General features: G+C 59.7%; 25 protein-coding genes. 3 read left to right on the forward strand and 22 right to left on the reverse strand.

Annotated features, from left to right (window positions below):
• Positions 1 to 2 precede the first annotated feature (2 nt).
• A complete protein-coding gene (locus ACP7B3_RS21055) occupies positions 3 to 824 on the forward strand; it encodes a peptidoglycan DD-metalloendopeptidase family protein (RefSeq protein ID WP_145164186.1) in 822 nt (273 codons plus the stop codon).
• Between the two features lie 324 nt (positions 825 to 1,148).
• Entirely contained in the window at positions 1,149 to 2,828 is a 1,680-nt protein-coding gene (gene leuA, locus ACP7B3_RS21060) for a 2-isopropylmalate synthase (RefSeq protein WP_083356880.1), read from the forward strand.
• 159 nt (positions 2,829 to 2,987) lie between these two features.
• Here leuA and ACP7B3_RS21065 read toward each other — a convergent pair whose 3' ends face one another.
• The 21 genes from ACP7B3_RS21065 to trmJ form a co-directional block, all read right to left on the reverse strand.
• Complete coding sequence (locus tag ACP7B3_RS21065; RefSeq protein WP_145164189.1) at positions 2,988 to 3,779, reverse strand: amidohydrolase; 792 nt, start codon at positions 3,777 to 3,779, stop codon at positions 2,988 to 2,990.
• The gene (locus ACP7B3_RS21070; RefSeq protein WP_426180612.1) at positions 3,767 to 4,915 is read right to left on the reverse strand and encodes a pyridoxal phosphate-dependent aminotransferase; all 1,149 of its coding nucleotides are present in this window, start codon (positions 4,913 to 4,915) and stop codon (positions 3,767 to 3,769) included. Before ACP7B3_RS21070 ends, ACP7B3_RS21065 begins: the two co-directional genes overlap by 13 nt.
• A 136-nt stretch (positions 4,916 to 5,051) precedes the next feature.
• Positions 5,052 to 6,521, reverse strand: a complete 1,470-nt coding sequence (gene der, locus ACP7B3_RS21075; RefSeq protein ID WP_122489126.1) for a ribosome biogenesis GTPase Der — start codon at positions 6,519 to 6,521, stop codon at positions 5,052 to 5,054.
• 134 nt (positions 6,522 to 6,655) lie between these two features.
• Entirely contained in the window at positions 6,656 to 7,807 is a 1,152-nt protein-coding gene (gene bamB / locus ACP7B3_RS21080) for an outer membrane protein assembly factor BamB (RefSeq protein ID WP_145164194.1), read from the reverse strand.
• Positions 7,800 to 8,417, reverse strand: coding sequence for a tetratricopeptide repeat protein (locus ACP7B3_RS21085; RefSeq protein ID WP_177410102.1), 618 nt, complete (start codon positions 8,415 to 8,417; stop codon positions 7,800 to 7,802). Before ACP7B3_RS21085 ends, bamB begins: the two co-directional genes overlap by 8 nt.
• Before the next feature lie 65 nt (positions 8,418 to 8,482).
• Entirely contained in the window at positions 8,483 to 9,772 is a 1,290-nt protein-coding gene (gene hisS / locus ACP7B3_RS21090; protein ID WP_106578273.1) for a histidine--tRNA ligase, read from the reverse strand.
• 21 nt (positions 9,773 to 9,793) lie between these two features.
• Positions 9,794 to 10,903: a flavodoxin-dependent (E)-4-hydroxy-3-methylbut-2-enyl-diphosphate synthase gene (gene ispG / locus ACP7B3_RS21095; protein ID WP_025859271.1), complete on the reverse strand. Its 1,110-nt coding sequence runs from the start codon at positions 10,901 to 10,903 to the stop codon at positions 9,794 to 9,796.
• Positions 10,904 to 10,905: 2 nt separating this feature from the next.
• A complete protein-coding gene (locus ACP7B3_RS21100) occupies positions 10,906 to 11,904 on the reverse strand; it encodes a RodZ domain-containing protein (protein WP_426180615.1) in 999 nt (332 codons plus the stop codon).
• Entirely contained in the window at positions 11,904 to 12,662 is a 759-nt protein-coding gene (gene pilW, locus ACP7B3_RS21105) for a type IV pilus biogenesis/stability protein PilW (RefSeq protein WP_426180617.1), read from the reverse strand. The genes ACP7B3_RS21100 and pilW overlap by 1 nt, the downstream gene beginning before the upstream one ends.
• Before the next feature lie 12 nt (positions 12,663 to 12,674).
• The gene (rlmN, locus tag ACP7B3_RS21110; protein ID WP_005791178.1) at positions 12,675 to 13,823 is read right to left on the reverse strand and encodes a 23S rRNA (adenine(2503)-C(2))-methyltransferase RlmN; all 1,149 of its coding nucleotides are present in this window, start codon (positions 13,821 to 13,823) and stop codon (positions 12,675 to 12,677) included.
• A gap of 29 nt (positions 13,824 to 13,852) precedes the next feature.
• On the reverse strand, positions 13,853 to 14,278 hold the full coding sequence (ndk, locus tag ACP7B3_RS21115; RefSeq protein WP_003175956.1) for a nucleoside-diphosphate kinase: 426 nt from the start codon (positions 14,276 to 14,278) through the stop codon (positions 13,853 to 13,855).
• Between the two features lie 92 nt (positions 14,279 to 14,370).
• The gene (gene iscX, locus ACP7B3_RS21120) at positions 14,371 to 14,571 is read right to left on the reverse strand and encodes a Fe-S cluster assembly protein IscX (protein WP_003238461.1); all 201 of its coding nucleotides are present in this window, start codon (positions 14,569 to 14,571) and stop codon (positions 14,371 to 14,373) included.
• Positions 14,572 to 14,585: 14 nt separating this feature from the next.
• A complete protein-coding gene (gene fdx, locus ACP7B3_RS21125; protein ID WP_015885743.1) occupies positions 14,586 to 14,927 on the reverse strand; it encodes an ISC system 2Fe-2S type ferredoxin in 342 nt (113 codons plus the stop codon).
• A 3-nt stretch (positions 14,928 to 14,930) separates the two neighbouring features.
• Positions 14,931 to 16,793 carry a Fe-S protein assembly chaperone HscA gene (hscA, locus tag ACP7B3_RS21130; protein ID WP_426180620.1) on the reverse strand — a complete coding sequence of 621 codons (1,863 nt, stop codon included), beginning with the start codon at positions 16,791 to 16,793 and terminating at the stop codon, positions 14,931 to 14,933.
• A gap of 48 nt (positions 16,794 to 16,841) precedes the next feature.
• Positions 16,842 to 17,363: a co-chaperone HscB gene (gene hscB, locus ACP7B3_RS21135; RefSeq protein ID WP_242199880.1), complete on the reverse strand. Its 522-nt coding sequence runs from the start codon at positions 17,361 to 17,363 to the stop codon at positions 16,842 to 16,844.
• Between the two features lie 8 nt (positions 17,364 to 17,371).
• Positions 17,372 to 17,695, reverse strand: a complete 324-nt coding sequence (iscA, locus tag ACP7B3_RS21140) for an iron-sulfur cluster assembly protein IscA (RefSeq protein ID WP_003209680.1) — start codon at positions 17,693 to 17,695, stop codon at positions 17,372 to 17,374.
• 28 nt (positions 17,696 to 17,723) lie between these two features.
• Positions 17,724 to 18,110 (reverse strand): Fe-S cluster assembly scaffold IscU, encoded by a 387-nt coding sequence (gene iscU, locus ACP7B3_RS21145; protein WP_003175965.1) that lies wholly within the window; start codon positions 18,108 to 18,110, stop codon positions 17,724 to 17,726.
• Positions 18,111 to 18,209: 99 nt separating this feature from the next.
• Positions 18,210 to 19,424: an IscS subfamily cysteine desulfurase gene (locus tag ACP7B3_RS21150; protein WP_017530022.1), complete on the reverse strand. Its 1,215-nt coding sequence runs from the start codon at positions 19,422 to 19,424 to the stop codon at positions 18,210 to 18,212.
• A 50-nt stretch (positions 19,425 to 19,474) separates the two neighbouring features.
• Positions 19,475 to 19,966, reverse strand: a complete 492-nt coding sequence (gene iscR / locus ACP7B3_RS21155) for a Fe-S cluster assembly transcriptional regulator IscR (RefSeq protein ID WP_003194020.1) — start codon at positions 19,964 to 19,966, stop codon at positions 19,475 to 19,477.
• A 299-nt stretch (positions 19,967 to 20,265) separates the two neighbouring features.
• Positions 20,266 to 21,048 (reverse strand): serine O-acetyltransferase, encoded by a 783-nt coding sequence (gene cysE / locus ACP7B3_RS21160; RefSeq protein WP_242199879.1) that lies wholly within the window; start codon positions 21,046 to 21,048, stop codon positions 20,266 to 20,268.
• A 2-nt stretch (positions 21,049 to 21,050) separates the two neighbouring features.
• A complete protein-coding gene (gene trmJ / locus ACP7B3_RS21165) occupies positions 21,051 to 21,821 on the reverse strand; it encodes a tRNA (cytosine(32)/uridine(32)-2'-O)-methyltransferase TrmJ (RefSeq protein WP_003210307.1) in 771 nt (256 codons plus the stop codon).
• A gap of 145 nt (positions 21,822 to 21,966) precedes the next feature.
• Between trmJ and suhB the strand changes: the two genes are divergently transcribed.
• Complete coding sequence (suhB, locus tag ACP7B3_RS21170; RefSeq protein WP_003175971.1) at positions 21,967 to 22,782, forward strand: inositol-phosphate phosphatase; 816 nt, start codon at positions 21,967 to 21,969, stop codon at positions 22,780 to 22,782.
• Positions 22,783 to 22,981: 199 nt separating this feature from the next.
• On the opposite strand, the gene ACP7B3_RS21175 is transcribed toward suhB, so the two are convergent.
• Entirely contained in the window at positions 22,982 to 23,524 is a 543-nt protein-coding gene (locus ACP7B3_RS21175; protein ID WP_015885750.1) for a glycine zipper 2TM domain-containing protein, read from the reverse strand.
• Positions 23,525 to 23,578 lie beyond the last annotated feature (54 nt).

A 23,578-nucleotide genomic window follows, 5' to 3' on the forward strand; every position in this document is an offset into this window, starting at 1 on the left:
TGATGCCCCGTCTATTTAGCCTGCTGATGCTGTTGTGCCTCACCTTCAATGCCCACGCCGACAGCTACATCACTCGGTTGCTGAACAAGCCGGTGCCGGGTGGCGTCGCAGTGGTCGATCTGGGTACGTCGGCAACCGCGCCGAAAGCCACCTACCAGAACAGGCCGGTGTTGGTGGTCAAGGAACAGAACACCTGGCTGGCGATTGTCGGGATTCCTCTGACGGTTAAACCCGGCACCCAACGCCTCACCAGCGGTGGGCAAACCCTGCCGTTCGTGGTGGGCTTCAAGAAATACCCCGAGCAGCACATCACCCTGAAAAACAAAAGCCAGGTCAATCCGGACCCGGCACAGCTCAAGCGCATCGAGGGCGAACTGGCGGTCCAGCTCAAGGCTTACCGCAGTTTCAGTCCGAACACGCCCAGCAACCTGCTACTGGATAAACCCGTGAACGGACCGCTGTCGAGCAAGTTTGGCGTACGCCGGTTCTTTAACGGCGAGGAGCGCAACCCGCACTCGGGCCTCGACTTCGCTGTCGGGGCCGGCACGCCGATCAAGACCCCGGCGGCCGGTAAAGTCATCCTTACCGGCAACTACTTCTTCAACGGCAACACCGTCTTTGTCGACCATGGCCAGGGCTTTATCAGCATGTTCTGCCATATGTCGAAGATCGATGTGAAGGTGGGCGACCAACTGGCACGCGGCGCGGTGGTGGGCAAGGTCGGCTCGACGGGCCGCGCGACCGGGCCGCACATGCATTGGAACATCAGCCTCAACGATGCACGGGTCGACCCGGCGATCTTCATCGGCGCGTTCCAGCCCTGAATGAAGCGATTGCGCGCCCGATCAACGGCGCGCAATTAAAACGAGTCTTCAGCTAATTCAGCACCATAAGATCTCGTTTCCCACGCCAATAGCAGAACTTATCTCAATTTTTCTCGACAGCTTGCCATCTTTCACCCCGGCGGTTAGGGTTGAGCTTATGAAAACCTCTCACACCCTCATTCAGCTCCGCCAGCACCGCAGCCTGTGCCTCGTCAGCGCACGACTGCCAGGCTGAATCGATCTGCCTCGTCTTCTTGCTTTATCCCTAAAAACAGTTCTACGGCAGGCCGCCTTTTCTCGGCCCCTACAACAAAGGATTTCCCGATGAGCATGCTCAAAGACCCGTCTTCGAAGTACCGTGCGTTCCCGACCATCGATATCCCGGACCGCACCTGGCCGTCGAAAACCATCACCGAAGCGCCGATCTGGTGCAGTTCCGACTTGCGTGATGGCAACCAGTCGCTGATCGAACCGATGGACGCCGCGAAAAAACTGCGTTTCTGGAAGACCCTGGTTGCGGTGGGCGTGAAGGAAATCGAAGCCTCGTTCCCGGCTGCCTCGCAAACCGACTTTGACTTCGTGCGCACCCTGATCGAAGACAACCATATCCCCGAGGACACCACCATCCAGGTGCTGACCCAGGGCCGTGAAGACTTGATCGCACGCACCTTCGAATCCCTGCGCGGCGCCAAAAAGGCCATCGTGCACTTGTACAACGCCACTTCGCCGTCCTTCCGCCGCATCGTGTTCAACCAGGACAAGGACGGCATCAAGGCCATCGCGGTCAACGCCGCCAAGCTGTTCGTCAAATACGCCGCCCAGCAGCCGGAAACCCAGTGGACCTTCGAATACTCCCCGGAAACCTTCAGCGCCACTGAACTGGAGTTCGCCAAGGAAGTGTGTGACGCGGTGATCGAGGTGTGGAACCCGACGCCTGAGCACAAGATGATCCTCAACCTGCCCGCCACCGTTGAGTGCGCAACGCCGAACATCTATGCCGACCAGATCGAGTGGTTCGGTCGTCATATCAACCGCCGCGACAGCGTGATCATCAGCCTGCACACCCACAACGACCGTGGCACCGGCGTAGCCGCCACCGAGCTGGGCCTGATGGCTGGCGCCGACCGTGTCGAAGGCTGCCTGTTCGGCAACGGCGAGCGCACCGGTAACGTCGACCTCGTGACCGTGGCCCTGAACATGTACACCCAGGGTCTCGACCCACAACTGGACTTCTCCGACATCGACGGCGTGCGCAAAGTGGTCGAGGAATGCAACCAGATCCAGGTGCACCCACGCCACCCGTACGTCGGCGACCTGGTGCACACCGCGTTCTCCGGCTCCCATCAGGACGCGATCCGCAAGGGCTTCACCCAGCAGAAGGCCGACGCGCTGTGGGAAGTGCCGTACTTGCCGATCGACCCTGCCGACATTGGCCGCAGCTACGAAGCGGTGATTCGTGTGAACAGCCAGTCGGGCAAAGGCGGCATCGCCTACCTGCTGGAGCAGGAATACGACATCAGCTTGCCGCGCCGCATGCAGATCGAATTCAGCCAGGTGGTCCAGGCTGAAACCGACCGCGTGGGTCTTGAGATGACCGCGCCACAGATCTACGCCTTGCTGCAGCGTGAATACCTGCAAGCCAACACGCCGTATGCGCTGGTCAGCCATCGTCTGCAGGAAGAAAACGGCAACAGCTTTGTCGAAGTGGAAGTCTCGGGCAAAGGCCAGGGCGAAACCAACCTGCACTGGAAAGGCAAAGGCAACGGCGCACTGGAAGCGCTGGTGGCTGGCTTGCCGATTGGTGTGGAGATCATGGACTACAACGAACATGCCATCGGTGCAGGCACCAACGCCAAGGCTGCGGCCTACATTGAGCTGCGTGTGAATGGCGAGCGTCCGGTGCATGGCGTGGGCATTGATGAAAACATCACCACAGCCAGCTTCAAGGCGCTGTTCAGTGCGCTGAACCGCTCGTTGAGCCAGCAGGAAGCGAAAGCGGCGTAAGCCGGTTCGTAGGAATGCAAAAGGCCCCTGGGTGAGCACTCAGGGGCCTTTTTACTTTAGATCTGTGGTGATGCTGATGGCCTCTTCGCGGGCAAGCCCGCTCCCACAGGGGGAATGCATTCCAAATGTGGGAGCGGGCTTGCTCGCGAAAGTGGTCTTTCAGACAAACTCAAACCTATCTGCGTCAAGGTTCGCCGGAAATTTTTCGCGATACGCCGCCAGCTCCGCCGCCTCCAGGCACACCTGAAACACGCCATCCGCCTCCCCTGCACTCAGCAAGGTCTCGCCCTGAAAATCCAGCACCTGACTGTCTCCGGTGTAGGCAAAGCCCTTCCCATCCGTGCCCACCCGATTCACCGCCGCCACGTAGCACAGGTTTTCGATCGCACGCGCTGGCAGCAAACGGTTCCAGTGCAGGCGCCGTGCACCCGGCCAATTGGCGGTGTACAGCAGCAAGTCAGTGTCCTGGGCATCACGGCTCCACACCGGGAAGCGCAGGTCATAGCAAATCAACGGCCGAATACGCCAACCCTTCAATTCGAACTGCACCTGGCGCTCGCCTGGCGTGTAGTGGTCGTGCTCGCCCGCCATACGGAACAAGTGGCGCTTGTCGTAGTGCAACACCTCGCCGTCCGGCCGCGCCCACAGCAGGCGGTTGCGATGACTGCCATCGGCGGCCTGGATAATCACACTGCCGGTGATCACGGCGTTGTACTTCGCCGCCTGGGCCTGGAGCCAATGATGGGTCGGGCCGTTTTCCCGTTCAGCCAGGGTTTCCGACTCCATTGAAAACCCGGTGGTAAACATCTCCGGCAGCACAATCAGATCGGCCCCTTTGGCCTGCTCCAGCAACAGCTCGAAATGTTCCAGGTTGGCCTGACGGTCATGCCACACCAGGCTGGTCTGCACCAGGGCGATGTTCAGGTTGGGTAATGCACTCAGATCACGCATAGTTTTTCGGCTGCTTGTTGCAGCGTCTCCTCGCGTTTGGCAAAGCACAGGCGCACCAGGCGCTGGCCTTGGGGTGGGTTCTGGTAGAACACCGAGACCGGAATTGTCGCCACGCCGTGCTCGCGGGTCATCCATAGCGACATGGCGACGTCATCCAGGTCCGGGCGAATCTGTGAGTAATCCACCAATTGGAAGTAAGTACCGGCCACCCGGGAGAAGCTGAAGCGCGATGGCGCCAGCAAGTCGCAGAACAGGTCGCGCTTGGCCTGGTAGAAAGCCGGCAATTCTTCGACATGTTCCGGGTGTTCGGCCATGAAGTCCGCCAAAGCGTACTGCAAAGGGGTCACGCCGCAGAAGTTGACATATTGATGCACCTTGCGCAGTTCAGCGGTCAGCGCCGGTGGCGCGACCACGTAGCCGGTTTTCCAGCCGGTGACGTGGTAAGTCTTGCCGAAGGAGCTGACCACGAACGCACGCTGATACAGTTCTTCATGGGCCAACACGCTGACATGGGGCACGCCATCGAACACCAAGTGTTCATAGACCTCATCGCTGACCAGATAGATATCGCGGTCGCGGACCAATTCGGCCAACTGGTCGAGCTCGGCGCGGCTGATCAGTGCGCCGGTCGGGTTGTGCGGGGTGTTGAGGATGATCATGCGTGTGCGCGGCGACAGCGCGGCCTTGATCTTTTCAAAGTCCAGGGAGAAGCCCTGCAGGCTCAGCTGCGCATGCACGCAGCGACCGCCAGCCAGTTCGACCGAGGGCTCGTAGCTGTCGTAGCAGGGGTCGAACACGATGACTTCATCGCCGTTGCGGATCACCGCCTGAATCGCACAGAAAATCGCGGCAGTGGCGCCGGGAGTAATGGTCACCTCACTGTCGGGGTTAACCGTGGCGCCATAACTGCGGGCGATCTTGGCCGCCACTTGCTGGCGCAGGGCCGGCAGGCCGGTCATAGGTGAATACTGGTTATGCCCGCTGGCAACGTGCTGGCCCACCGCATCGAGCAACGCCTTGGGGCCATTGAAATCGGGAAAGCCCTGGGACAGGTTGAGCGCGCCGGTCTCGGCAGCGAGTTGCGACATGGTGGTGAAAATGGTCGTACCGACATTCGGCAGCTTGCTGGTGATCATGGGAGCCCCCTTCGGGTGAGCTGCAAGTTTTAAGCTGCAAGCTGCAAGCAGGTCAAGCCAGCAATCCACCAGGCACAAAAAAGGGCTCAAAAAGAGCCCTCTCTTGCAGCGTGTAGCGGACAACGTGAAGCGGCGCTTATTTCTTGTCGCGGCGCTTCTTGTCGGCCTTCTTGTGGTGAGTCATCAAACGACGCTTCTTGTTCACCTGACGGTCAGTCAGTGTGTTCTTGTTGCCTTCGTATGGGTTCTCGCCACCTTTGAACTCGATGCGGATCGGCGTACCGACCAGTTTCAAGACGCGGCGGTAGGTGTTTTCCAGGTAACGCACATAGGACTTAGGCACCTTCTCGATCTGGTTACCGTGGATCACGATAATCGGCGGGTTGGCACCACCCAAGTGGGCGTAACGCAGTTTGATCCGGCGGTTGTTGACCATCGGCGGCGCGTGCTCGCCAACCGCGTCTTCCAGGATCTGGGTCAGACGGTTGGTCGGCCAGCGGGTGACCGCGGACTTGAAGGAGTTCTGTACGGACGCGTAGAGGTTACCCACGCCAGTGCCGTGAAGTGCCGAGATGAAGTGGATATCGGCGAACTCAACAAAGAACAGGCGACGCTGCAGCTCGATCTTGACGAAATCGCGCTCGCTCGGCGTCATGCCGTCCCACTTGTTGATCGCGATCACCAGGGCGCGACCGGCTTCCAGGGCAAAGCCCAGCAAGTTGAGGTCGTGGTCCACCACGCCTTCGCGGGCGTCCATCACGAAGATCACCACGTTGGCGTCTTTGATCGCCTGCAGGGTTTTGACCACCGAGAACTTTTCAACTTCCTCGTGGATCTTGCCGCGCTTGCGCACACCGGCGGTGTCGATCAGCGTGTACTTCTCGTCGTTACGCTCGAACGGGATGTAGATACTGTCGCGGGTGGTGCCGGGCTGGTCATAAACGATTACCCGGTCTTCACCGAGCATGCGGTTAACCAGGGTCGACTTGCCAACGTTCGGGCGGCCGATGATGGCGATCTTGATACCGTCTTTTTCGCTCGGGCCAGGAATGCGCTTGGCTTCCTCACCTTCGGCGACGATCTCTTCCTCGCCCTCTTCTTCCTCGGCGTCATCCTTAGGGAAGTCGCGCAGGGCGATTTCCAGCATCTGGGTGATACCGCGACCGTGAGCACCGGCGACCGGGATCGCGTCGCCCAGGCCCATCGGGCTGAACTCGGCGCGGGCCGCCTCAGGATCGATGTTATCGATCTTGTTGGCGATCAAATAGGAACGCTTGTTGCGCTTGCGCAGGTGCTCGCCAATCATCTGGTCGGCAGCGGTGTAGCCCGCGCGGGCGTCCACCAGGAACAACACGACATCGGCTTCTTCGATAGCGAGCAGCGACTGCTCGGCCATCTTTTCGTCCATGCCATGCTCGTCACCGGAGATACCACCGGTGTCGACAATAATGTAGGAGCGCCCTTGCCACTTTGCCTCACCGTATTGGCGATCACGGGTCAGACCGGACAAGTCGCCGACGATGGCGTCGCGAGTCCTGGTCAGGCGGTTGAACAAGGTGGACTTGCCGACGTTAGGTCGGCCCACCAGGGCGATTACGGGAACCATGCGGCTCTCCACTTCGTTATTTCAGAAAATACAAAAGCCGCTGCAAGGCAGCGGCTGGTGCTCGGGGCAGCATATTCAAATGCCGCATGCCCCGCCGAAGCGGGGCCGCCTGGGTTTTACCCCAAGCATAGTTCTTACTTGATGGTCAGGGCTTCCAGCTTGCCGCTGTTGCCATACACGTAAAGCATGTTACCCACGACCAGCGGACGGGCACGCAGGCCGTCGCTGTCGATACGCTCGCGGCCGACAAAACGACCGTCCACCTGGCTCAGCAGATGCAGGTAACCTTCGAAGTCACCTACCGCTACGTAGCTGGAGAACACTTCCGGGGCCGACAGTTGACGGCGGGCCAGAGAGTCGTTGCTCCACAGTGCAGTGGTGGAACGCTCGTCGACACTTTCAACGGTGCCGGACGCCAGGCTTACGTAGACGCTGCCAAACCCTTGGGCGACACCGGCATAGCTGGAGGCATCACGCTGCCAGTTGATGCGGCCACTTTGCAGGTCCAGCGCAGCGACACGGCCCTGGTAGGTGGCCACGTAAATGGTTTCACCCGACAGCAGCAAGCCGCCGTCGATGTCCACCACGCGATCCAGTTCGGAACGACCTTGAGGGATTGCCACGCGGGTTTCCCAGGCCGGTACGCCGTTCTGGGTATCCAGGGCGACCACTTTACCGGTCGACAGGCCTGCAACGGCCAGGTTGTTGGTCACAATCGGACCACTGGTACCGCGCAGGGTCAACACCGCAGGGGTGCTGTCGTACAGCCAACGCTGGTTGCCGGTGGCGGCGTCCAGGCCGATCACACGGTCATCCTGGGTCTGCACCACCACGACATCGCCGTTGGTGGCAGGCGCTGCGAGCACTTCACTGGTCACGCGAGCGCGCCATTTCTCTTCACCCGTCGCCGAGTCCAGAGCAACCACGTCGCCTTTGAGCGTACCGACCAGCACCATGCCGTAGCCGACACCCACGCCACCGGAAACCGGCAGCTCGAGGTCTTTCTTCCACTTCACGTCGCCATTCATGCGATCCATGGCCATGATCACGCCAGTGGAGTCAGTGGCCACAATGTTTTCGCCGTCGATTGCCGGCTGCAGCAGGTTGTACAGGTCGCCCTGGCCATCACCGACGGAGCGGCTCCACTGCTTTTGCAGGACCACTTCTTCCTTGAAGCTGGTCAGCTCGGCCGGAGGCAGTTCTTTTTTACTGTTGCTGCTGCAACCCGCGGCCAGAACGGCCAGAGCCAGCAATGCTGCATGTTTCCAACGGATCACGTCACGCATCCCCTTTGGCCAAGTCGTCCAGCTTGATTTGTAAGCCACCGACTGCCGCTTCATCAGACAGCGCCGCCTTGGCTTTTTGGTACGCAGCATGGGCTTCGTCGGTACGACCCAATTGGACCAACAGGTCGCCCTTGAGCTCTTCACGAGTGGCCACAAATGCTTTGTCAGCATCGCCGTCGAGCAGTTTGAGTGCTTCGTCAGCCTTGTTCTGTGCCGCCAATACCTGTGCCAGGCGCTGACGTGCGATTTCACCCAGGGTCGGGTTGGTCGGCTTGTCGGCGATGGCCTTCAGCTCGGTCGCGGCGTCATCCAGCTTGCCGGTGTCGACCGCGACTTTCGCGACGAACAGGCTGCCGTATTGGGCGTAGGTGCTACCGCCGAATTCGCTTTTGAGCTTGCCGGCCAGGTCTGCAACCTGGGCAGGGTCAGGCTTGCCGTCCGGCGTGAGCGTGGTTTCCAGCAATTGCTGATAGAGGACCGAGGCGCCTTGGGACTGGTTGGCCTGATACTTGTGCCAGGCTTGCCAGCCGAACACCACCACTAAAGCCAGCAGACCGCCGGTAACCAGGGGCTTGCCGTTACGCTGCCACCAGTCCTTGAACTCGGCCATCTGCTCATCATCAGTACTCGACACCCCAATACTCCTTAATCGCTAAATTCGGCTGTTCGACAGCTTCAACCCTGCACGACGCAGGTGGCCAAGTGCGCGGCAAGCGCATCAAAGGCAATGTTCTGTTGCTCGCCCTGGCCACGCAGGGGTTTGAAACCTATCACTTGCTGGGCCAGTTCGTCATCGCCGAGGATCAGTGCATACAGCGCACCGCTCTTGTCGGCCTTCTTGAACTGGCTCTTGAAGCTGCCGGCGCCGGCATTGACCTGCAGGCGCAGGTTCGGCAGTTGGTCGCGTACTTTCTCGCTCAGGGCCAGGGCTGCCAGTTCGGCGGCCTCGCCAAAGGCGCACAGGTACACGTCCACCTGACGGGAAATTTCTTCCGGAACCTGCTCCAGGGTTTCGAGCAGCAGGATCAGCCGCTCGATGCCCATGGCAAAGCCCACGCCCGTGGTCGGCTTGCCGCCCATTTGCTCAACCAGGCCGTCGTAGCGACCACCGGCACACACGGTGCCCTGGGCGCCGAGTTTGTCGGTGACCCACTCGAAGACGGTCTTGCTGTAGTAATCGAGGCCGCGCACCAGTTTCGGGTTGATCACGTAGGGAATACCGGCCGCATCCAGACGAGCCTTGAGGCCCTCGAAATGCGTGCGCGATTCGTCGTCCAGGTAGTCGGCCATTTTCGGCGCATCGACCAGTACCGCCTGGGTGTCGGCGTTCTTAGTATCCAGTACACGCAACGGGTTGGTTTTCAGACGGCGCTGGCTGTCTTCATCCAACTTGTCCAGGTGAGCGGACAGGTACTCGACCAGGGCTTCGCGATAGCGGCCCCGGGATTCGCTGGTGCCCAGGCTGTTGAGTTCAAGTTTGACCGCGTCGCGGATACCCAGTTGGCCCCACAGGCGCCAGGTCAGCACGATCAGCTCGGCGTCGATGTCCGGGCCATCCAGGTTGAAGACTTCGCAGCCGATCTGGTGGAACTGGCGGTAACGACCTTTCTGCGGGCGCTCGTGGCGGAACATCGGGCCGATGTACCACAGCTTCTGGGTCTGGCCGCCACCCGTGATGCCATGCTCGAGCACGGCGCGCACGCACGCAGCGGTGCCTTCCGGACGCAGGGTCAGGGAGTCGCCGTTGCGGTCTTCAAAGGTGTACATCTCTTTTTCGACGATGTCGGTCACTTCACCGATGGAGCGCTTGAACAGCTCGGTGAATTCGACGATCGGCATGCGGATCTGCTTGTAACCGTAGTTATCCAGCAGGCGCGCGACCGTGCTCTCGAAGTAGCGCCACAACGGCGTCTGCTCCGGCAGGATGTCGTTCATGCCACGAATGGCTTGCAGAGACTTGCTCACATCTAATCCTTAAATTCGTTCTTAGCCGCGCGCGATCAGCGCTGCGTCAGCCGCGACCTTCTCGGCCGCTTTCTCGCGGATCAGTCTTTCGAGCTCATCCACCAGATTGTCATTCGTCAACTTCTGCGACGGCTTGCCGTCGATGTAAATCAGGTTCGGCGTACCGCCAGTCAGGCCGATGTGCGCCTCTTTGGCTTCACCCGGGCCGTTCACCACACAGCCAATCACCGCAACATCCAGTGGCACCAGCAAGTCCTCGAGGCGCCCTTCCAGTTCGTTCATGGTTTTCACCACGTCGAAGTTCTGCCGCGAGCAGCTCGGGCAGGCAATGAAGTTGATGCCACGGGAACGCAAATGCAGGGATTTGAGAATGTCGTAACCGACCTTCACTTCCTCTACCGGGTCCGCCGCCAGGGAGATGCGGATAGTATCGCCAATCCCTTCGGCGAGCAGCATACCGAGACCCACCGCAGATTTCACTGTGCCTGAGCGCAAACCGCCCGCTTCAGTGATACCCAGGTGCAGCGGCTGCACGATTTCCTTAGCCAGCAGGCGGTAGGCTTCTACCGCCATGAACACGTCGGAAGCCTTTACGCTGACCTTGAAGTCCTGGAAATTCAGGCGTTCAAGGTGTTCAACGTGGCGCAGCGCCGACTCAACCAGCGCGGCCGGGGTCGGTTCGCCGTATTTCTTTTGCAGGTCTTTTTCCAGGGAGCCGGCGTTGACGCCGATGCGGATCGGGATCCCGCGATCACGGGCAGCATCCACCACTGCGCGCACACGGTCTTCGCGACCGATGTTGCCCGGGTTGATGCGCAGGCAATCGACGCCCAATTCGGCAACACGCAAGGCGATTTTGTAATCGAAGTGAATGTCGGCAACCAGCGGCACCTTGACCAGCTGCTTGATGCGGCCGAAGGCTTCGGCAGCATCCATGTCCGGCACGGAAACCCGCACGATGTCTACGCCGGCGGCTTCCAGACGGTTGATCTGGGCGACGGTGGCGGCGACATCATTGGTGTCGCTGTTGGTCATGCTCTGTACCGCGATGGGGGCGTCGCCACCCACCGGCACTGAGCCGACCCAGATCTTGCGCGATACGCGACGTTTGATTGGAGATTCGCCGTGCATGACTATTGTCCCAACTTGAGGCGAGCGGTCTCGCCACTGGTGAACGGCGCTACGTCCACAGGCTGGCCGTTGTAGGCCACTTGCGCGCCACGGGCAAAGCCCAGACGCAGCGTCAAAGGAGGCTTGCCGCCTTGGTCAAGCGTATCTCCCTTACGCTTCAAACCGCTGAACAGCACTTTGCCGTTGCCATCGGTGACTTGCGTCCAGCAGTCAGCGACGAAGGTAATCTGGATATGCCCGTCGCCAGCGACCAACGCAGGCGCAGCAGGCGGCGCAACGGTCGGCGCTGCCGGTGCAGCTGGCGCGGTGGTCGCTGGAGCCTGTGCGGCAGCGGCTGGGGTATGGGCCTGGGCAGTTGGCGCGGCCGGGGCCGCCGGTACGGCTGGAGTCGGCACGGCAGCAGTCGCCGCTGCAGTACCCGCTTCCGGCGCGGGCTGCTCGGCGGTGGCCGGTGCTTCTGGCGCGGCTTGCCCTTCGGCAACGGCCTGGTCTTCCGGCTCGTCCAGCGGGTGAATCTGGGTGGTGCCGTCGGCGCTTTCGACTTCGACGTGCTCCATGGCGTTGCTGGTCAGGTCCTTGCTGCGCTGGGTGGTCTGGTCTTGCCACCAGACGAAACCGCCGCCGATCACGGCAATCAGCAGCAACAGGCTGACAATTCGCAAAATCGTGTGGGAAACCCGCACCGGCTCTTCGATGCGACCCAGGCCATGCACATTGCTGCCCTGAGAGTCGGTGCCGGTAAATTGGTCGAATTCCTGGACCAGCACGGTCTGGTCAATGCCCAGCAACTTGGCATAAGCGCGGATATAGCCGCGGGCGAAGGTATGCCCTGGCAGCTTGTCGAACGCGCCGGCTTCCAGGTTGCCCAGGGAAGTCGTGGTCAAATTGAGCTTGAGGGCCACTTCTGCCAGCGACCAACCATTGCTTTCGCGGGCCTGACGCAAGGTCTCGCCTGGGTTTACGCGATTAGCTGCTACAACTTCCGGGTGCGCCGCTTTCATCATTGCTCCGACAGGTATTGCTGATATTCCGGCGTACCGGGATAGAGTCGTTCGAGTTGCTGGCCAAAACGTGCGGCGGTGTCGCGTTCATCATGAACCGTCGCCAGCCGCACACCGAGCAATAGACTACGTGCATTTTGCCCGCTGAGCAGGCTAAAACGCTCGTAATAGTCACGTGCCGGCACATAATGCCTGTCTTCGTAAGACAACTCAGCCATTTCGAGCAACGCGCGTGGCTGACGACTGTTCAAATGCAGGGCTTTTTCCAGCTGCTGGCGCGCGCTGTCACGCTGGCCGAGGCGCATCGAGGTGACCCCAAGGTTCTCGAACACCCGCGACCGCTCCGGGTAGAGGGCGTCAGCAGAGGCTTGTTGGAAATAACGGGAAGCCTGGTCATAACGTTTCTGCTCGAACAGGAAGCTGCCGTAATTGTTCAGCAGCCGAGGGTCGGCAGGACGCGAAGACAAGGCCTTGTGGAAATATTGATCGGCCAACTCAGGCTCGGCCTGGGCCTGGAACACCAAAGCCAGCGCGGCATTCGCGTCGGCATCGTCGCTGTCCAGCTCGAGGGCCTTTTTCAACGGCACCTTGGCCTGCTCGCTCATGCCTTGTCGCAAATAACCCAAACCCAGTTGCACATAGGCAACTCGCGCCTCGTCACGGCCTTTACCCGTCTGCAACGGGCTGTCATGACCCGATGACACACAACCGGCCGCGAGGCCGGTAACTAGCAAAAGCAGCGCAAGGCGCAAGGGCATAGAGATCCTCTCTCAGATTCGATTCACAGCAATTTGCGGCAAATCTTCGGCGGCGTTAAGTTCGCGCACGGCGATATAACGTTCGCTACGGCGGGTGCGGTCCATCACCTGCCCTACCAATTGGCCACAGGCGGCGTCGATGTCTTCACCACGAGTGGTGCGTACGGTGACGTTGTAGCCGGCCTGGTGCAGTTGATCCTGGAAACGGCGGATAGCATTGTTGCTCGGCCGCTCGTAGCCAGAATGTGGAAACGGGTTAAACGGAATCAGGTTGATCTTGCACGGGGTGTTCTTGAGCAACTCGATCATCTCAACAGCGTGCTCAACCTTGTCGTTGATGTCCTTGAGCATGGTGTACTCAATGGTCAGCACACGCTTCTCGCCCAAGGTCGCCATGTAACGCTGGCAAGATTCGAGCAGCATCTTAAGCGGATACTTCTTGTTGATCGGCACCAATTGGTTACGCAATGCGTCATTGGGTGCGTGCAGCGACAACGCCAGAGAGACGTCGATGTGCTTGGCCAGCTCATCGATCATCGGCACCACGCCCGAGGTCGACAGGGTCACACGGCGCTTGGAAATGCCGTAGCCCAAGTCGTCCATCATCAAATGCATGGCCGCAATAACGTTGTCGAAGTTCAGCAGCGGCTCACCCATGCCCATCATCACCACGTTGGTGATGGCACGGTCGACGGTTGCCGGGACGCTGCCAAAGGATTTGTTGGCAATCCACACCTGGCCGATGACTTCGGCGGCAGTGAGGTTGCTATTGAAGCCTTGCTTGCCGGTGGAGCAGAAACTGCAGTCCAGGGCACAGCCTGCCTGGGACGAAACGCACAACGTGCCGCGCTTGCCCTGGGGAATGTAGACGGTCTCGACGCAGCTGCCGGACGCCACGCGCACCACCCACTTACGGGTGCCGTCGCTGGAGATGTCCTCGCTGACCACTTCGGGACCACGGACCTCAGCAATGGCCTTGAGCTTGTCGCGCAGGGCCTTGCTGACGTTCGTCATGGCGTCGAAATCGTCGACGCCAAAGTGGTGAATCCACTTCATTACCTGACCGGCACGGAAACGCTTCTCCCCGATTGAGTCGAAGAATTTCTCCATTTCCGGCTGAGTCAGACCCAGCAGGTTGGTTTTAACAGTCGATGTAGTCATGGATTCACCCTCACTCTTTAAGCCGATGCTTAGCGAGCGGTTACTTCAGTAGCAGCGAAAAAGTACGAGATTTCGCGAGCAGCAGCGGCTTCGGAGTCCGAACCGTGAACAGCGTTGGCGTCGATGGACTCAGCGAAGTCAGCACGGATGGTGCCGGCAGCAGCTTCTTTAGGGTTGGTAGCGCCCATCAGCTCACGGTTCAGAGCGATAGCGTTTTCGCCTTCCAGAACCTGAACAACAACAGGACCGGAGATCATGAAGGCAACCAGGTCGCCGAAGAAACCACGAGCGCTGTGCTCAGCGTAGAAGCCTTCAGCTTCAGCTTTGGACAGTTGCTTGAGTTTCGAAGCTACAACCTTCAGGCCGGCTTTTTCGAAACGAGTGGTGATCTCGCCGATGACGTTTTTTGCAACAGCGTCAGGCTTGATGATGGAGAAAGTACGTTGAACAGCCATGGTGTAACTCCAGAAACGGTAATTTACGAAAAATTAAACCCGCGAATTATACGCGGGTTATTGGGTATTGCCTAACTGCGTAATAAGGCGGCTCAGTCTGCTTCTTCGATCCACAAGCCTTGAATCGCCTCCAGAACCTTTTCGCCACCCCGGTCGGGGATGTCGTCAAAGTCCGGCAGCTCCATCACCAGATTGCGCAGCTTGACGAAGTTGACCGTCAGAGGATTGACCTCTGGGTGGGCTTCAGCAAGTTGTATAGCGATTTCTTGTACATCAACCCATTTCAGGCTCATGACATTTCCTTGAATCAATGCGGTGCTTCGGCCGCATGGTTGAGGGAATATTTCGGAATTTCGACGGTGATGTCTTCAGTTCCAACCTTTGCCTGACAGCTTAGGCGAGAAGTCGCTTCAAGGCCCCACGCGCGGTCCAGAAAGTCTTCTTCCAGCTCATCCGCCTCTTCAAGCGAGTTGAAACCCTCGCGAATCACGCAGTGGCAGGTGGTGCAGGCGCAAACACCGCCGCAGGCACTCTCGATCTCGATGTGGTTGTCATGGGCAACTTCGAGGATGGACTTGCCGGTCTCAGCCTCCACGACCATACCGTCCGGGCAATGCTCGGCGTGTGGCAGAAAAATGACCTGCGGCATTAATTATTCCTCGATTTCATTCAGGTTGCGCCCGGCCAGTGCGGCTTTCACCGTCTGATCCATGCGGCGGGCGGCAAAGGCATCAGTCACTTGCGACAGGCGCTTGGTCTGCTGCTCGATGGCGTAACCATCGTTGCCTTTCATCAGTTCGGCCAGCTCCTGCATCTGCAGGTCGATGACCATGCGCTCTTCGGCGTCCAACAGGTGCTCGCCATCGGTATCGAGAGCGCCTTGCACGGCCTCAAGCAGGCGCTGCGCATCGACTTGCTGTTCACGCAGCACGCGAGCGACTTTGTCGTCACCGGCGTACTGGAACGAGTCCTTGAGCATTTTGGCGATTTCGCCGTCGGTCAGGCCGTAGGACGGCTTGACCTGGATGCTGGCTTCTACGCCTGAGCCCAGCTCACGCGCAGCCACGCTGAGCAGACCATCGGCGTCAACCTGGAAGGTCACGCGGATTTTCGCCGCACCGGCTACCATCGCCGGAATGCCGCGCAATTCAAAGCGCGCCAGGGAACGGCAGTCGCTGATCAGCTCGCGCTCACCTTGCAGCACATGAATCATCATGGCCGTCTGGCCATCTTTATACGTGGTGAAGTCCTGTGCGCGGGCAACGGGGATGGTGGTGTTGCGTGGAATCACCTTCTCCATCAGGCCGCCCATGGTTTCCAGCCCCAGGGACAACGGGATCACGTCGAGCAGCAGCAATTCGCCACCGTCGCGCTTGTTGCCGGCCAGGGTATCGGCCTGGATCGCGGCGCCGATGGCAACCACTTGATCCGGATCGATTTCAGTCAGCGGCTGGCGACCAAATGCTTCAGCAACGGCTTCGCGCACACGCGGCACACGGGTCGAACCGCCGACCATGACCACGGCAGCCACGTCTTCCAGTTCAACGCCGGAATCCCGCACAGCACGGCGACAGGCTTTAAGGCTGCGAGCGACCATTGGCTCGATCAGCGCGTCGAAGGCTTCGCGCGTCAACTGAGCCGACCAGGAACCGTAGGAAACATCGACAGAACTGGCGTCAGTCAGCGCTTCTTTGGCCGCACAGGCGGTTTGCAGCAAATGCCGCTGCTCGCCCGGGTCCAGGTCGGCGGACAAACCGGCGCTGGTGATGATCCAGCCGGCAATGGCGTGATCGAAGTCATCGCCGCCCAGGGCGGTATCGCCACCAGTGGCCAGCACTTCGAACACACCGCCGGTCAGGCGCAGGATCGAAATATCAAAGGTGCCGCCGCCCAGGTCGTAAATCGCAACCAGGCCTTCGGCGTGCTGATCCAGGCCATAGGCCACAGCGGCCGCCGTCGGCTCATTGAGCAGGCGAAGCACGTTCAGACCGGCGAGTTTCGCCGCGTCCTTGGTGGCTTGGCGCTGAGCGTCGTCAAAATACGCGGGCACGGTGATCACCGCGCCGACCAGTTCGCCGCCCAAGGTGGTTTCCGCGCGCTGGCGCAGCACCTTGAGGATATCGGCCGACACTTCCACCGGGCTTTTGGGGCCCTGGACGGTGTCGATGAATGGCATATGCGATTCGCCGCCGACAAAGCGATACGGCAGCTGGTCACCCAATTGCTTGACGTCGGACAGACCACGACCCATCAAGCGCTTGACCGACAGCACGGTGTTCAGAGGATCGGAGGACGCCGCCAGCTTGGCCGACTCACCAACTTCAATATGGTCAGCGTGATAGCGCACGGCCGACGGCAGGATAACCTGGCCATCGGCGTCGGGCAGCGGCTCGGACAGGCCGCTGCGCAAGGCGGCGACCAGGGAATTGGTGGTGCCCAGGTCAATCCCGACCGCCAGGCGACGCTGGTGCGGTTGAGGGCTTTGGCCGGGTTCGGCGATCTGCAGTAGGGCCATGGTAATCAGGTCTTATCTGTCTATCAGGCGTGCACGGGCAGCACTGGGTTAATCGTCGAGGCGCTCTTCTAGCTGGCGCACTTCGTAGGTGAGCTTGTCGAGGAACTGCATGCGCCGCATCAGACGTTCGGCCTGTTCACGTTGCGCTGCATCATCCCAACAGGCTGCGAAGCTTTCGTTGAGCTCATCCTGGGCCATTTTCAGACGGCGCTTGAAGACTGCGACACCGGCCACATCGGCTTCGTCCTGCAAATCTTCGAGTTCTTCGCGCCACTGCATCTGTTGCATCAGGAAGTCCGGGTCGTGCACCGTGACTTCAATCGGCAACTCGCCACCGTTCATCGCGAGCAGGTAACGCGCGCGTTTCGGGGGGCTTTTAAGCGTCTGATAGGCTTCATTGAGGCTGGCCGACTTCTCCAGCGCCAGGCGTTGCTCACGCTCGGAAGCGTCAGCGAAGCGGTCCGGATGCACGCCACGCGCCAATTCTCGGTAGCGCGTGGCAAGCTGCTCGAGGTCCAGCCGAAAGCTCGGCTGCAGCTCGAATAAAGCGAAATGACAAGGAGTACCCACAGATAGCCTCAGATGTTGAAGCTTTCGCCGCAGCCACATTCACCGCGTACGTTTGGGTTGTTGAACTTGAAGCCTTCGTTCAACCCTTCCTTGACGAAATCGAGCTCGGTGCCGTCCAGGTAGGTAAGGCTTTTAGGGTCGATGATCACTTTCTCGCCGTGACTTTCGAACACCTGATCCTCTTCGACCACCTCGTCGACAAACTCCAGCACGTAGGCAAGGCCGGAACAGCCCGTGGTGCGAACACCCAGACGAATCCCCTCACCTTTACCGCGCCCATTCAGGGAGCGGCGAATGTGCTGCGCAGCCGCTTCTGTCATGCTGATAGCCATCGTTGACTCCTTACTCGTCGCCAAATGCTTAGATCAAGCCTTTCTTCTGCTTGTAGTCGCGAACGGCCGCCTTGATGGCGTCTTCTGCGAGTACGGAGCAGTGAATTTTCACTGGCGGCAGGGCCAGTTCTTCGGCCAGCTGGGTGTTGCTGATGGTGACAGCCTCATCCAGGGTCTTGCCTTTCATCCACTCGGTCGCGAGGGAGCTTGAGGCAATGGCGGAACCGCAGCCGTAGGTCTTGAACTTGGCGTCTTCGATAACGCCAGCGTCGTTGACCTTGATCTGCAGGCGCATAACGTCGCCGCACGCCGGAGCGCCGACCATGCCAGTGCCGACATCAGGGTCTTCCGCGTTCATCTTGCCGACGTTGCGCGGGTTTTCGTAGTGGTCGATGACCTTTTCGCTGTAAGCCATGGTACTGAATCCTCACTCATCAGGGCCGCTCTGGAACCCTGTAAAAACGCCTGCGTTTTCCGCCACGTTCCTACAGAGCTTGGGTGGCGGCTTCTATATTTAGTGTGCCGCCCACTCGATCTTGGAAATGTCGACACCGTCTTTGTACATGTCCCACAGCGGCGACAGAACGCGCAGCTTGTTGACGGCTTCGCAGACTTTCTGCGCGGCGTAGTCGACTTGCTCTTCGGTGGTGAAACGGCCGAACGTAAAGCGGATCGAGCTGTGTGCCAGTTCGTCGTTGCGGCCCAGGGCGCGCAGCACGTACGAAGGCTCAAGCGAGGCCGAGGTGCAGGCCGAACCGGACGAAACCGCCAGGTCCTTGAGCGCCATGATCAGCGACTCGCCTTCGACGTAGTTGAAGCTCAAATTCAGGTTGTGCGGTACACGGGCGGTCATGCTGCCGTTGATGTACAGCTCTTCAAGGTTCTCGACCTGCTTGTAGAAGCGATCGCTCAAAGCCTTGATGCGCACGTTTTCGGCAGCCATGTCTTCTTTGGCTACACGGAAGGCTTCACCCATGCCGACGATCTGATGGGTCGCCAGGGTGCCGGAACGCATGCCGCGCTCGTGACCGCCGCCGTGCATGGTGGCTTCGATACGCACGCGAGGCTTGCGGCTCACGTACAGCGCGCCGATACCTTTAGGACCGTAAGTCTTGTGGGCGGAGAACGACATCAGGTCGACTTTCAGTTTCGACAGGTCGATGTCGACCTTGCCGGTGGACTGAGCCGCGTCGACATGCAGCAGGATGCCCTTGGAACGGGTCAGCTCGCCGATGGCCGCGATATCGTTGATGGTGCCGATTTCGTTGTTCACGTGGATCACGGAAACCAGGATGGTGTCTTCACGCAGCGCGGCTTCGATCATGGCCGGGGTGACGATGCCGTCGGTGGTTGGCTCGAGGTAGGTGACCTCGAAACCTTCACGCTCCAGTTGGCGCATGGTGTCGAGGACAGCCTTGTGCTCAATCTTGGTGGTGATCAGGTGTTTGCCTTTGGTCGCGTAGAAATGCGCCGCGCCCTTGATTGCCAGGTTGTCGGACTCGGTAGCACCAGAGGTCCAGACAATTTCGCGTGGGTCGGCGCCCACCAGGTCAGCCACCTGGCGACGAGCATTCTCGACCGCTTCCTCGGCTTTCCAGCCGAACACGTGGGAACGGGAGGCCGGGTTGCCGAAGTTTCCGTCAACCAGCAGGCATTCGCTCATCTTTTGCGCGACACGCGGATCAACCGGGGTGGTCGCTGAGTAATCAAGGTAAATCGGCAATTTCATGGACTTTCTCCTAAATCAGGCTGGCTGGCGTGCCGTTAGCTCTGCGGCTGTCACTCGACGGCGGACGCTTCGATCTTGTCCAGACGCGGCGCCTTGGTGTTACAACGGCGCTGGTCCTGACGCTGGGCTACTTCTTGCACCTCACGGCGAGTCACAAGATCAGCCAAGCTGATACCACTCAAAAACTCATGGATCTGCAGGCTCAAGTCACACCACAAGTGGTGCGTCAGGCAGGTGTCGCCGGCGTGGCAATCACCCAAACCCTGGCATTTGGTGGCATCGACGGATTCGTTGACCGCGTCGATCACCTGGGCTACCTGAATGCCCTGCATGTCGCGGGACAGTTGGTAGCCGCCACCCGGCCCACGTACGCTGGAAACCAAGTTGCTACGGCGCAATTTGGCAAACAGCTGTTCGAGGTAGGACAGGGAAATGCCTTGGCGCTCGGAGATATCGGCCAGGGACACCGGCCCAGTTTGCGCGTGCAAGGCCAGGTCAAGCATGGCGGTTACCGCGTATCGGCCTTTTGTAGTCAGTCTCATGGACAAGTACCAAGGTGTTTCAGAATGGGAGCAAGTATGCGATTCCCGAGTATTTAAGTCAACTATAAGACCTAGTACTTTAGTCAGGATTACCCGTAAAAAGGGCGCGCGAATCATAGCAGGATGGGGCGGGATCGAACAGCGGGAACAGGGGCCAAGCCTTATCTCAAGACCAGTGGAGATCAAATGTGGGAGCTGGCTTGCCTGCGAAAGCGGTGGATCAGTAATGAAAGGGTGGCTGGCAGACCGCTATCGCAGGCAAGCCAGCTCCCACAGGAGATTTTTACCGACCTTAAGACTCAGCCAGCCTTGGTGGCGGCCTCGCTCTTGATTTCGGCAAAGTCTTCTTCGCGCAGCTCAGGCAGATCTTTCGCACAATAGTTGCTGCCCAACTCCTTCAACGCGCCGCACATGCCGTCCAGCTTGCCGTCGACTGCCTGCAAGTGGTCTAGCAATTGCCCGATAGCACGCGCCACGGGGTCAGGCATGTCTTCGCTGACGCCGTAGGCATCAAAGCCGATTTTCTCAGCCATGGCCTTGCGCTTGGCTTCCTGCTCATCGCCGACTTCCGGTTTGACGATGATCCGCCCCGGAATGCCCACGACGGTAGCGCCGGGCGGTACGGCCTTGGTCACCACGGCGTTGGAGCCTACTTTGGCACCGGCACCCACCGTAAAGGGGCCGAGCACCTTGGCGCCCGCCCCTACCACCACGCCATCACCCAGCGTCGGGTGGCGCTTGCCTTTATTCCAGGTGGTACCGCCCAGAGTCACGCCTTGATACAAGGTCACGTCATCACCGATTTCGGCGGTCTCGCCAATCACAATGCCCATGCCATGGTCGATAAAGAAGCGACGCCCCACCTTGGCGCCCGGGTGAATCTCGATCCCGGTCAACCAGCGGCCAAAGTTCGACACCACGCGCGCCAGCCATTTCCAGCCCATGCCCCACAACGCGCCGGACAGGCGGTGAATCCAGATCGCGTGCATGCCCGGGTAGCAGGTCAGCACTTCAAAGGCGTTGCGCGCCGCCGGGTCACGGTGGAAAACACTCTGGATATCTTCTCGCAAACGCTCGAACATTTTTAATCCTTCCGCTTAAGCAGCTCGCCACGGGCCGCTTTCTGGGTTTCCGTGAGGATGCCACGCAATATATTCATCTCTGCTCGGCTGACCGAGCTGCGTCCGTACAAGCGACGCAGGCGTGCCATCAAGTGCCGTGGTTTTTCCGGATCAAGGAATTCGATGGCCACCAGGGTTTGCTCCAGGTGCTCATAGAATCGCTCCAGCTCGTCCATCGTGGCCAGTTCGCCACTCTTGGTCGATGCAACTTCATCCTTTTCTACCTTGCTCGGCTGACCCTCAGCGGCCAGCCAGGCCATGCGCACTTCATAACTCAAAACCTGCACCGCCGCCCCGAGGTTCAGCGAACTGAATTCAGGGTCTGATGGAATGTGCACGTGGTAATGACATCGCTGCAGCTCTTCATTGGTGAGGCCGGAGTCTTCACGGCCGAATACCAAAGCGATTTCTGCGCCGCCGGCAGCTTCCTCCACTACCTTGGTGCCGCACTCGCGCGGATCCAGCAGCGGCCAGGGGATGCGACGGTCGCGGGCGCTGGTGCCGAGCACCAGGTTGCAGCCGACCAACGCGTCTTCCAAGGTAGCGACAACCTGGGCTTTTTCCAGGATGTCGTTGGCGCCGGAGGCACGGGCATCGGCCTCGTGGTGCGGGAACACGCGCGGCTCGACCAGCACCAGGCGCGTCAGCCCCATGTTTTTCATGGCTCGCGCCACCCCGCCGATGTTGCCGGGATGACTGGTATTGACCAAAACGACACGAATGTTTTGCAGCAAGGGAGGCGCTCTCGGACACGGGAAAGGGGAGCAAATCTTACAGAACAGCCTAAGGTTATGCCATGAAAGCTAACGTCGTCCTTCACCTGAAGAAAGTTTCTGCTAGAATGCCCGGCTTTCTTTAACAACCTTAGGTGACACATCCATGCAGCCCATGCTGAATATCGCGCTGCGCGCCGCCCGCAGCGCCAGTGAATTGATCTTCCGCTCCATCGAGCGCCTGGATACCATCAAGGTCGACGAAAAAGACGCCAAGGATTATGTGTCCGAGGTGGATCGCGCCGCCGAACAGAAAATTATCGACGCGCTGCGCAAGGCCTACCCTACCCACGGCATCCTCGGCGAAGAAACCGGTTTGCACAAAGGCAGCGGCGAAGGCGAAGACTACCTGTGGATCATCGACCCACTGGATGGCACCACCAACTTCCTGCGCGGCATCCCACACTTTGCCGTGAGCATTGCCTGCAAATACCGTGGCCGCCTGGAACACGCAGTGGTTCTGGACCCGGTTCGCCAGGAAGAATTCACCGCCAGCCGTGGCCGTGGCGCCCAGTTGAATGGTCGTCGTCTGCGTGTCAGCGGTCGCACCAGCCTGGACGGCGCCCTGCTGGGCACGGGCTTCCCGTTCCGTGACGACCAAATGGACAACCTGGAAAACTACCTGGGCATGTTCCGCGCCCTGGTTGGCCAGACCGCCGGTATCCGTCGCGCTGGCGCAGCCAGCCTGGACCTGGCTTATGTGGCTGCCGGCCGTTTTGATGCGTTCTGGGAGTCGGGCCTGTCCGAGTGGGACATGGCCGCAGGCGCCCTGCTGATTCAAGAGGCTGGCGGCTTGGTGAGCGACTTCACCGGCGGTCACGACTTCCTTGAGAAAGGCCACGTCGTTGCCGGCAACACCAAATGCTTCAAGGCAGTACTGACGGCGATCCAGCCGCACCTGCCGGCTTCGCTGAAGCGCTAAGCGAGCGAGCACAAAAAAGCACCCCGAGGGGTGCTTTTTTTATGCCTGGCATTTGGTGCGAACTCAAACACCAGCTACACAATAAATCAAATGTGGGAGGGGGCTTGCCCCCGATTGCGTGGACCAGTCACAAATTCATTAACTGATCTAGCGCTATCGGGAGCCCCCTCCCACATTTTGAATTATGCCAGGCCTTGGATTACTGCTGGTTCTGGCCCAGCACCAAGCGCCCTTCCTTGTCGACCGGGATCTGACCACCTGGGTCACGGTCCATGCGCACCGAACCTTCTTTGCCATCCAGGGTGTACCGCACGTCATAGCCGACAACCTTGTCGCTGATGTCGTTGACGGTGTTACACCGGGTTTGCGTGGTGGTGTAGGTATCGCGGTTCTGCATGCCTTCCTGAACCTTGTTACCGGCGTAACCGCCACCCACCGCACCGGCTACAGTCGCCAGCTTCTTGCCATTACCGCCACCGACCTGGTTGCCCAACAGGCCACCGGCCAGCGCACCCACCACAGTGCCGACGATTTGATGCTGATCCTGCACCGGCTTCTGCCGGGTTACGGCGACGTCCTTGCAGACCTCGCGCGGGGTTTTAATCTGGGTTTTCACCGGCTGCACCGCCAGCACTTGCGCATACTCAGGGCCGCTTTTTACCAGGCTGTAGGTGGCAACAGCACCCCCGGCAGTCACACCGACAGCACCCAATACCGCACCAACCAGCAACGACTTGTTCACGTGAACCTCCTGACCATCACAAGCGGACCGAAACGTCCGCGCTATACCCAGCCT

Source organism: Pseudomonas sp. TWRC1-2, from assembly GCF_049896685.1.
GTDB lineage: Bacteria > Pseudomonadota > Gammaproteobacteria > Pseudomonadales > Pseudomonadaceae > Aquipseudomonas.